The 9,065-nt window shown below is 62.9% G+C and carries 9 protein-coding genes, 1 tRNA gene and 1 pseudogene; 2 read left to right on the top strand and 9 right to left on the bottom strand.

The window, feature by feature from the left end; translation table 11 throughout:
* Nucleotides 1-125: 125 nt before the first annotated feature.
* From rfbB to ACPFMJ_RS10175, 3 genes and pseudogenes are all read right to left on the bottom strand, one after another.
* A pseudogene (gene rfbB / locus ACPFMJ_RS10185) lies at nucleotides 126-1,151 on the bottom strand (dTDP-glucose 4,6-dehydratase); the annotation flags it as partial.
* 153 nt (nucleotides 1,152-1,304) lie between these two features.
* Complete coding sequence (locus ACPFMJ_RS10180; RefSeq protein WP_424363672.1) at nucleotides 1,305-2,150, bottom strand: class I SAM-dependent methyltransferase; 846 nt, start codon at nucleotides 2,148-2,150, stop codon at nucleotides 1,305-1,307.
* 29 nt (nucleotides 2,151-2,179) lie between these two features.
* Nucleotides 2,180-4,843, bottom strand: coding sequence for a glycoside hydrolase family 99-like domain-containing protein (locus ACPFMJ_RS10175; RefSeq protein WP_424363671.1), 2,664 nt, complete (start codon nucleotides 4,841-4,843; stop codon nucleotides 2,180-2,182).
* 300 nt (nucleotides 4,844-5,143) lie between these two features.
* On the opposite strand from ACPFMJ_RS10175, the gene ACPFMJ_RS10170 reads away from it, so the two are divergent.
* Nucleotides 5,144-5,725 (top strand): nitroreductase family protein, encoded by a 582-nt coding sequence (locus tag ACPFMJ_RS10170; protein ID WP_424363670.1) that lies wholly within the window; start codon nucleotides 5,144-5,146, stop codon nucleotides 5,723-5,725.
* 70 nt (nucleotides 5,726-5,795) lie between these two features.
* Here the strand turns inward: ACPFMJ_RS10170 and ACPFMJ_RS10165 are convergent, their stop codons facing one another.
* From ACPFMJ_RS10165 to ACPFMJ_RS10155, 3 genes are all read right to left on the bottom strand, one after another.
* The gene (locus ACPFMJ_RS10165) at nucleotides 5,796-6,200 is read right to left on the bottom strand and encodes an HU family DNA-binding protein (RefSeq protein ID WP_424363669.1); all 405 of its coding nucleotides are present in this window, start codon (nucleotides 6,198-6,200) and stop codon (nucleotides 5,796-5,798) included.
* A 102-nt stretch (nucleotides 6,201-6,302) separates the two neighbouring features.
* Nucleotides 6,303-7,265, bottom strand: coding sequence for a helix-turn-helix transcriptional regulator (locus ACPFMJ_RS10160; protein ID WP_424363668.1), 963 nt, complete (start codon nucleotides 7,263-7,265; stop codon nucleotides 6,303-6,305).
* 68 nt (nucleotides 7,266-7,333) lie between these two features.
* Nucleotides 7,334-7,654 (bottom strand): hypothetical protein, encoded by a 321-nt coding sequence (locus tag ACPFMJ_RS10155; protein ID WP_424363667.1) that lies wholly within the window; start codon nucleotides 7,652-7,654, stop codon nucleotides 7,334-7,336.
* 59 nt (nucleotides 7,655-7,713) lie between these two features.
* On the opposite strand from ACPFMJ_RS10155, the gene ACPFMJ_RS10150 reads away from it, so the two are divergent.
* Nucleotides 7,714-8,061, top strand: a complete 348-nt coding sequence (locus ACPFMJ_RS10150) for a hypothetical protein (protein WP_424363666.1) — start codon at nucleotides 7,714-7,716, stop codon at nucleotides 8,059-8,061.
* A 95-nt stretch (nucleotides 8,062-8,156) separates the two neighbouring features.
* On the opposite strand, the gene ACPFMJ_RS10145 is transcribed toward ACPFMJ_RS10150, so the two are convergent.
* From ACPFMJ_RS10145 to mce, 3 genes are all read right to left on the bottom strand, one after another.
* Nucleotides 8,157-8,232, bottom strand: a tRNA-Lys gene (locus tag ACPFMJ_RS10145).
* Nucleotides 8,233-8,377: 145 nt separating this feature from the next.
* Nucleotides 8,378-8,617, bottom strand: coding sequence for a DUF1467 family protein (locus ACPFMJ_RS10140; RefSeq protein ID WP_424363665.1), 240 nt, complete (start codon nucleotides 8,615-8,617; stop codon nucleotides 8,378-8,380).
* A gap of 5 nt (nucleotides 8,618-8,622) precedes the next feature.
* Nucleotides 8,623-9,027: a methylmalonyl-CoA epimerase gene (gene mce, locus ACPFMJ_RS10135; RefSeq protein ID WP_424363664.1), complete on the bottom strand. Its 405-nt coding sequence runs from the start codon at nucleotides 9,025-9,027 to the stop codon at nucleotides 8,623-8,625.
* Nucleotides 9,028-9,065 lie beyond the last annotated feature (38 nt).

Below are 9,065 nucleotides of genomic sequence, written 5' to 3'. Positions count from 1 at the left end.
GGCGCGCGTCGAGGAAAAGTGCGAAGCGGTTTTCCGACAGGAAGGCGCAGCAAATTCGTTTTAGCGCGAACGTCCCGCCGCGCATCCGTTCGGGCGAAGCGCCTCAGGCGATGCGCCCAGGCGCTTTCGCCGCGATATTTTCCGGAGCGTATCGCGCCCCACCAGGCGGCGTTGTCGAGATACCACCGCACCGTCTTGCGCAGACCCGTCTCGAACGTCTCCTGCGCGCGCCAGCCCAAGCTCGCGCTCGATCTTCGAGCAATCGATCGCATAGCGCAGATCATGACCAGGACGATCGGTGACGAAAGTGATGAGATTGCCGAGGAGCCGCCGGACGGAAGGATTTCATCCAAAATATCGCAGATCGTATGAACGACGTCGATGTTCTTCTTCTCGTTGCGGCCGCCGACATTATATGTTTCGCCGACGACGCCTCGCGCGCGACGAGCATCAGCGCCGCGGCATGATCGTCGACGAAGAGCCAGTCGCGCACGTTCTCGCCGCGCCCATAAACGGGCAGCGGCTTTCCCTCGAGCGCGTTGAGGATCATCAGGGGATCAGCTTCTCGGGAAATGGTAGGGGCCGTAATTGTTCGAACAGTTGGTCACGACGGTCGGAAGGCCGTAGGTCTCGCGCCAGGCGCGCACGAGATGGTCGGACCCGGCCTTCGACGCCGAATAGGGCGAGTTCGGCGCATAAGGCGTATCCTCGCGAAAAAGCCCGTCCTCGCCGAGCGTGCCGAAAACCTCGTCGGTCGAAATATGCTGGAAGCGAAATTTCGCGGCCCTCTCCTTCGGCAGCGCGCGCCAATATTCGAGCGCGGCGTCGAGAAGCGTGAAGGTGCCGACGACATTCGTCTCGATGAAGGCGGCCGGGCCGTCGATCGAGCGATCGACATGGCTCTCGGCCGCAAGATGCATCAGGACGTCCGGCTGAAAATCGCAAAGCGCCTTCGCCACCGCCGCCCGGTCGCAAATATCCGCCTGCCGGAAGCTGTAACGCGGACTCTGCGCAATCGGCGCAAGCGAATCCAGATTGCCCGCATAGGTCAGCTTGTCGAAAACAAGGATCTCATCTGACGACTCCGCGATAAAACGACGCGCAACCGCCGAGCCAATAAATCCCGCTCCGCCAGTAATCAGCACGCGCATCAGAACCTCTCGACCGTAAATCGCAAATTTCTCTTTAAAAGACCGATGGATAACATTCAACCGGCCTGCAGGAAAAACGCCTGTCCCAGCTTTCGAGGCTGATCGACTTTCTCGGGCCCGCTCCTGGCGCGCGCCCGAGAGAGTCGGAAAGCGTCAGGGTTTCTGGCCGATGACGACGGCCTGCCAGAACTGGTTCGGATCGTCCACATAGGCGAAGCACTGGAAATATTTCCCCCATGCTTCCTTGATGTAGCTTTCGGGAATGACGGCGTCGCCATAGACGTCCGAGTCGAGCCCCGCGCCGCCCGAGGTGGGGATGTAGCAGAATTTCTTGGCGTCGAAGTCTTGATAGAGCTTGGGAATCAGATCCTTGAATCTCGCAAGTCCCGCATGCCAGGACGTTTCGGGCGGGTTCGGAATCTCGATGATGAAGTCGAGGAAGCGGCGGGGTTCGGTCGTATAGGCGATCACGCAGCCCGAACGCGCCACGCGATTCAATTCGCCCATCCAATAGTCCGCCACCTTTTTGGGCAAATGGCTGAAGACGGAATAGGCGATGATGAGATCGAACTTGTTGTCCTCGAAAGGCAGGGGGCCGTGCGGGTCGATCTTGAAGAAATTGCCGGGCGTGCCCACGCCCTTGCAGACGGCGAGCGTCTCGGGTTCGACGTCGACGCCGTGGAGCGAATCCGCGTCGATGTCGTTCCAGAGCATGCGCGTGTAGCGGCCCCAGCCGCAGCCGAAGTCGAGCGCCTGCGTTTTCGGATGGAGCGGCATGGCGAGAGCCTCGGAATAGGCTTTCACGTATTTATAGAATTTGAACGCTTCCTGCAGCGCGAGGGCGTCCGCCGAGCCGACGAGCTTCCGTTGCAGGTCGGGATGCGGAAAGCGCGGCATCTCGACGCCGTCGATGGTCGGCTCGGTGACGCTCCGGATCATGAGGTCGAGCCATTGCTGGTCGTCGTCGAGTTTGAAAAGGGTCTTGCCGTTGGGAAGCATTTTCCGTGTCGCCTTTTGCTTTCTTTCCGTCAGTAGGGCGCCGCCGCGTCCCCGCTATTGGCGTAGGGGTGGCTCTTGTAGCCCTGGATCGCGAGAAGAGTCGTGAACGTGCGCTCGAATGCGTGCGCGAGCGTGCCGTCGATCGCGCCGAGTTCCGGACCGAATTCAGCTTCGCCGACATTCATGGCCGCGATGTCATGGAAGGGCGCGACCCGGAACCAGAACATCGTTCCCGCGACGAAGTCCCGAAGCGGCTCGCCGGGCTTGCCCGCAAGTTCGAGCAGCGCCTCCATATTCGCCCTGTTGTCTTTGATGACATCCGGTGCCGTAGCCGGCATGAAGGCCTCCTGAGGCGCGGCGAGGCCGATTTGCGGGTCGCTCTCGAAGGCTTCGAAGACCGAACTGATCGCCTCTTCGTTGACGAGGCCGGCGATCAACCCCTTGCGCCAGCGACCGCCCGTCGAAAGATGCAGCGACTTCTTCGCGTGGACCTTGCAGCCATATTCGTAGCCGAGATCCCGTGTCGCCCGTAGAGATTCGAGGAAGGGCAGCACGTCGCGGCCGCGATTCTTCACGATTACGAGCCTCGTGGGCTGGATGAGTTCGACGAGGTGCGACGCCGCTTTCGCGCTCCAGGTCTCGGGGATGGCGACGATGGCGTCGATTTTCCGGCTCTTGCGCGCCGCGGAAATCGCATCGGCCAGCTCGTCGAGAATGTCCGAATAGAAGATATGCGCGTAAATCGCGGTGTCCGAGGTCGGCTTGGTTTTGGCGACCTCCGCCGCGACGGCTTCGAGCTCCTTGCGGTGGGGCAGGGCGGGTTCGCGCGAGGCCGCGACGGACCACAGATAGGCGTAGCCGAATTTGCGATCCGGCTCGAGATAGGTGCCTTCGCCCCATTCGTTCCAGGCGTTCACGAAGACGAGACGCTCGGAAGGCGCATTGTAATCGCGGGTGAAACGCGCAGCGCCGGAAAGCCAGCGATGGAACTCCTTAGGCGACGCATAGTGGAAGACGTGCCCCCGGCTTTGCTTGCGCGCGACATTGTCCCAGGAGGTCATGACGCCCGGAAAGAACGCCTTGTCGCGCGGCTTTTCCTGCGTTGCATCGAGAATGTCGAGATAGGCGTCGACGGTTTCGCGATAATCGTAGACGCGGCCTGAAAAATCCGGATTGAGCAGTTCGAGGTCGGCCGTGATTTCGGGCACGGCGACGGCGTGCGGCGGGAATTGGACAAGCGCGTCGAAGCCGATCGAGGCGGGGTCGGAAAACCCGAACGCGGTCGTGGCGACAAGATAGACGCCCGGCAGGCCGGCCTTGGCGGCCTTTCGCCGCCAGATCTCGCCCATCTCCTTGATGTTCTCGATGATGAGCGGCCGGTAGACGACGATCACGGGCTTGCCGTCGACGCGGATATAGCGCGGGTCCTTGAGATAGCGCAGGAGATCGTCGAAGACCCGTTCATGGTCCTCGGTGGAGTGGTCCTGCTTCATCAGGATTTCATGCTCGGCGCCATCCCACCGCCGCGTCCAGTTTTCGTTCGCCCAGCACAGGCAAAAGGGAAAATTCAGACTCTCGTCCTTGCTCGCGAGCAGCGTCTCGATCGGCCGTTCGAGCAGGCGCTTTCCAGCGAACCAGTAATAATGGAAGCAGAAGCCCTGAACGCCGAACTGTCGCGCGAGCTCGAACTGCCGCGCCAGCACCTCCGGCAGGCGAAGGTCGTAATAGCCGAGTTCGCCTGGCAGGCGCGGCTGATAATGTCCCTTGAAGTGCGGAACCGCCTTGGCGACGTTCGTCCACTCGGTAAAGCCGCGCCCCCACCATTCGTCGTTTTCGGGGAAGGGATGGAATTGCGGGAGGTAGAACGCGATGACCTGCGCGTCGTCGGGCGCGACGGTCGTCTTTGTAATCGGGAGAGGCGCGAAGTTCGGATCGCGCCCCCCCAAGGACGTCGACAAGGCTTCGCGATACTGGTCGGCGTAGAGGTCCTGATTATTCTCCAGGCTCCTGAGCATCGCGCCGGGCGGTCCCTCGGCGACGGTGATGGAAACCGCCTGCGCGATCTCGCGGTCCTTGACGGACTGGCGCGCGCCGCCGAAGAGGGCGCCAGCCGTCGCTTGCGCCACGGCGGGTATCGGCCCGCGCTTCGTCAGGAAACGCGGAAGCGATCGATAGGACGCGCGCAGCGACTTGTACAGGCCCTCGCTCAGCGACAAACGATCGGCGCCCCAATCCTCGATCGCCAGGCGGATAAGGGTGAAGCGGACTTGCGCTTCGGAAGGGTCGAAACGGATCGTGTGGATCTGGCGGCCTGCATGAATGTCGCCGCACCAGACATCCGGCGCGACCTGACGGAGAAACACGCAGAGATGTTCCGCTTCCGAGAAGCCGTCGCCCATATTCAGATAGAGGCGCGGGCGGTAGATGCGTCCCTTGGTGATTCGCGCCTGGAAAAAGAAACGGTACTTGCCCTTAGGAAGCTGCAGATGCTCGTCGCTTCCCGGCTGGCTGAGGATCATCTGCGGATCCGGGCCGATGGAGACATAAGCGAGCGCGCCGCCCACCTCTCTCTCCACGAGATCGTAAAATTGCGTCCCTCCGACGGGCCTGACTCTGACGATGATTTTCTGATCGTGGTTGCCGACTTCTGTAATCTCGGGCGAATGCGGGGCGGCTGTCTCGGTGTTTGTCACGACCATTCCGAAGAGTTGAGAGCTGGCTCGAAATTCGGCTTTCCGAAGATCCGGCTTCTATCGGCCGATTGTGACGGATCTGTCGCGAGGCGACGATCAACCACGGAAAAACGAAGATTGGGGAACCTACTGAATCAATTGACTCCGCGAAACCTATCATAATGCTTGCCCGGAGCAAAACACGCCTGGGAGTTTGCGCGCAATTCACGCGCGATGCGCGTCTTGCGAGCACTAATGAGGATTTGTGACGTTCCGCCTGCGACGGTAAGACCGGCGCGCCAAAGCGCATAGGAGGAGAACATGGACGCCCTCGAAGCCATCGAAACGCGGTCGAGCGTCTCCGCGCTCGCGGAGCCCGGGCCTACCGACGCCCAATGGGCGGCCCTTTTGCGCGCGGCGTGGCGCGCGCCCGATCACGCGCGGCTGCGGCCCTGGCGGTTTCTGATCGTCCGTGGCGAGGCGCGCCGTCGCTTCGGGGACATTCTGGCTGACGCCTTGCTGTCGAGCGAGCCCGGCGCCGCGCCGGAAGCGTTGAGCCGCGAGCGGCAAAAGCCGTTGCGTGCGCCTGCGATCCTCGTCGTCGCCGCCACGCCCAAACCGCATCCGAAAGTTCCACAGATCGAGCAGATGCTCGCCGCGGGCGCCGCGACGCAGAACATCTTGCTCGCCGCGCATGCGATGGGTCTTGGCGCCATCTGGCGCACCGGAGCGCCGGCCTATGATCCGGGCGTCGCCGCCGCGCTCGGCCTTCCGCAAGGGTCGCAAATCGTCGGTTTCGTCTATATCGGGACGCCCGCAGCTGGCGTTAAGCGCAAGGAGTCCGGCGAGACTCCGAGCGCCGTCGAGTGGGGCGAGACGCTGGCGGATTTCGTGGTTTCCTGAGAAAGCAGTCACCGGGAGGCTCGCGGGCCTTTCCGGCCCCCGACGACGTCGCGCATCAAGCCGTCTTTGTTCAGGAGTCGGCGGCGCTCGCGGCGCCTTGCATTGCCAGCTTCTCTGCGGGGCGGCGGGACGGGCGCTCGCCATTCTCCTCCATTATCCCTCCGGCTACCGCCGCGCGCATCTTCGCCGAGGGCTTGAAGACGAGCGCCTTGTGCGCCGGGATCGACGCTGCGCCGCCGGTTTTAGGATTGCGGCCGGTTCGCCGCCGTTTTTCCCGCACGAGGAATTTTCCGAAACGCGACAAGACGACCTCTTCGCCGGCGGCCAGGGCCTGAGCGATCTCGTCGAGACATTGCTGGACGAGGGCGTGTCCTGCGCTGCGGGAGAGGGTGGGGCAAGCGCGTTGGACCGCCTCGGCGAGGTCCTGACGCGTGCAGCTACCGTTTTCATTACCCTTCTGGTCCGGCGTATCCATCGCTCGGCCTCCCAATGCGCCAAAAGCGCAGGGTAGGGCGGTTTCCCGAGGGGGCGTTAGCCAGATTGCGCAAATTCTGGCGCTTGGCCCTCGCCTTACGGATCAGGGGCCGGCGGTTTCGGCTGAAGGCAGATGGCCGAACATCTCCCGGTAGTAACGTGCAAAGCGGCCGAAGTGATGGAACCCATGCGCATGCGCAATGTCGAGCACCTGCTTGCGCGGCAGGCTGCGCAAAGCGGCGCGGGCCTGCTGAAGGCGGATGGCGCGCTTGAGCGCGACGAAGCCGATCCCAAAATGCTCCTGCAGAGCGAGCTGGATCGTGCGGCGCGAGACGCCGAGACGCGCGGCGGCGTCTTCGAGCGACGTTAGCGGGTAGCCGTCCGCCTGCGGGCTCTTCCACAACATCCTTTCGACGGCGACCGCCAGCTCGTGACGCGCCGGCGGCCCGATTGTCGACTCCGGTTCGCACAGGAGAGTGTCGACGAGGGCGACGCCGAGGTCGATGAGCTCCTGCGCCGCCGCAGCCCTTTCTTCCAGACCCTCGGGCGCCTCCTCGTTCATGAGCGCCCGAGCCTTGCGTTCCAAGGCAAGCCCGGCGGCGTTCAAGGGCAGCAGCGCGGAGGAAGCGCCAAGTGGCCCGTTCAGACGCGCCAGCAGCAGCGGCGCGGTCCGCAGCGGGACAACGCGCTCCAACATGCTCTCGGCGAAATTGACCGTCAGGCCGGACCCCGGCAGATTGGCGACGGTCTCCCAGAAGCTGCCCGAATAGGCCACGCACATGACGCCGCTGTAGAAGGGGCTGCCGAGAAGCCGAAACTCCTCGCTCTCAAAAAATCCGATCTGCAGCCGGCGCGCCCGCAGTGCGCCTTCGATGCGCAGTCCGCCGGAACGCAAATGGCTCTCTTCCAAAGACAGCCCAGGCGCGATCTGACGCGCGCGTCTCAAAAAACCGAAACTTCCCCTCCTCAGCCGATAGGCGCGAATGTCCCAGCCTGGCCCCGCAATGACGGCTTCGTCCGGCTCGGTCGTGAATATTTCGCGGGAGGGGGAATCCAGGGTCGCCATTGGCCGCTCAATATTTGTGCAAAGATCGCAACATATGGATCTATCGAGAAATGACCGTCCCGGCGCTACTATTGCGCAAAGGCTAAGCCAGCCTCTGTCGACGTGTTGTCGGCCAAGCGCATGGATGCTCCCTTTTCGCCGGTGAAGCCCGAGGCGGCGATGTAGCTTGACCTCTTCTGTTTCTTGGTGAAACAGAATCGCCATGCCGCGCGACGGGTTGTAATTATCTGACCCGCCATGTTGGGCGATATGACGGCGAATTCCATCGTGAGTTCCAATAGATGGGGCTTGCCCCAGCGCGACGCCAGCGGCGCTGGAATGCGGCAATTCTGCTGAAAATAACGGCGACGGTCCAGTTTTCCGCCAAGCGTTGCTTTTTCCTCCCTCAAGCCTCGGCATGCGAGTTGCGCTGAAGGCTAAAATGCAACTTAAGAGAGGGAGAGGGGCAATGCCGGCGCAGCGCGAAATCATCTTCGACGCATTTTCGGAGCGGGAGACGCTCAGGGGCTTGCACGCACAAGCGACCGACAGGGCCGAAGAATTGTATCTGGGCCAGGATCTCGCAGCCTATGAATTCGCGCGCCGGGAGCAGGAGGAGGCCTGTTACCGGCTTTGCGAATGTGAGAGAGCGCTGTTCGCCACACGCCCCCAGACCGTCGCCGGCGCCCTGGCCTTATTGCGGTTTGCGGCCCCTTTCCTGGATGACTGCAGCGCGGCCGAGTGGGGCATCAGCGACGCGGTTCGCGCTTGTATCGAGGTTATCGAGCGCGAAGTCGCGTTTCGCGGGGTGGGCTGAAAGGAACGCACCCAGCTTGATTGGCATAACAGCGGCCTGGACGGCGAGCGCTCGGCCCCGTGTTACCACGTCTCTATGTTATTCTTGATTTTGTTTGGTGAGCGCGCTGGGACTCGAACCCAGGACCCCCTGATTAAAAGTCAGATGCTCTACCGACTGAGCTACGCGCTCGTTCCAATCCTGCGCCGCCTTTTTCGAAGCAGCGCGAGCGGGCGGGTCGGTCCGCCTGCCGTCGCCGCAGTCGCGGCTTGCGTTCAACTACCGGGCGCAGTCCGGCCGGTCAACCCCGGCGAGGCGGCGGGTGCGGGTTTATCGCTTACACCGCCACGTAATTCGCCCCAATCGCAACGAAAACGAAGACGATGGCGGCGATGACCGTCGTGATGGCGGCCTTTTTCAACAGCTGCGGCGCGACCGGCGCGCCGGGGTCGGAGCCCTCCGGCTGCTCCTCGCCCGCCTCCTCCGCCGAGCGAACGCCCAGCGGCAGCACGGCGAACAGGACGATCCACCAGATCGTCACGTAGATCGCCAGAGCGAGCGGGAGCGTGAAGGGCATGGGCGTCACGCCTGTTCGAGTTCGACCAGCGTGCCGCAGAAATCCTTCGGGTGCAGGAACAGCACCGGCTTGCCATGGGCGCCGATCTTCGGCTCGCCGTCGCCGAGCACGCGCGCGCCCGAGGACTTGAGCTGGTCGCGCGCGGCGAGGATGTCCTCGACCTCGTAGCAGACATGATGGATGCCGCCCGACGGGTTCTTGGCGACGAAGCCGGCGATGGGCGAATTCTCGCCATAGGGCTCGAGCAGCTCGATCTTGGTGTTCGGAAGCTCCACGAACACCACCGTCACGCCATGTTCGGCGACCGTCTCGGGCTCGGACACTCTCGCGCCCAGGGCGCCGCGATAGACCGCCGACGCTTTTTCCACGCTCTCGACGGCGATGGCGACGTGATTGAGACGACCGATCATATGCGAACTTCCCCAATTGCCGGCGGCGGCGCCGCGTT

This window comes from Methylocystis parvus (assembly GCF_049675845.1).
Lineage (GTDB): Bacteria > Pseudomonadota > Alphaproteobacteria > Rhizobiales > Beijerinckiaceae > Methylocystis > Methylocystis parvus_A.
Note: the sequence above shows the minus strand (reverse complement) of the source record. Positions and strands in the feature narration are given on the sequence as shown.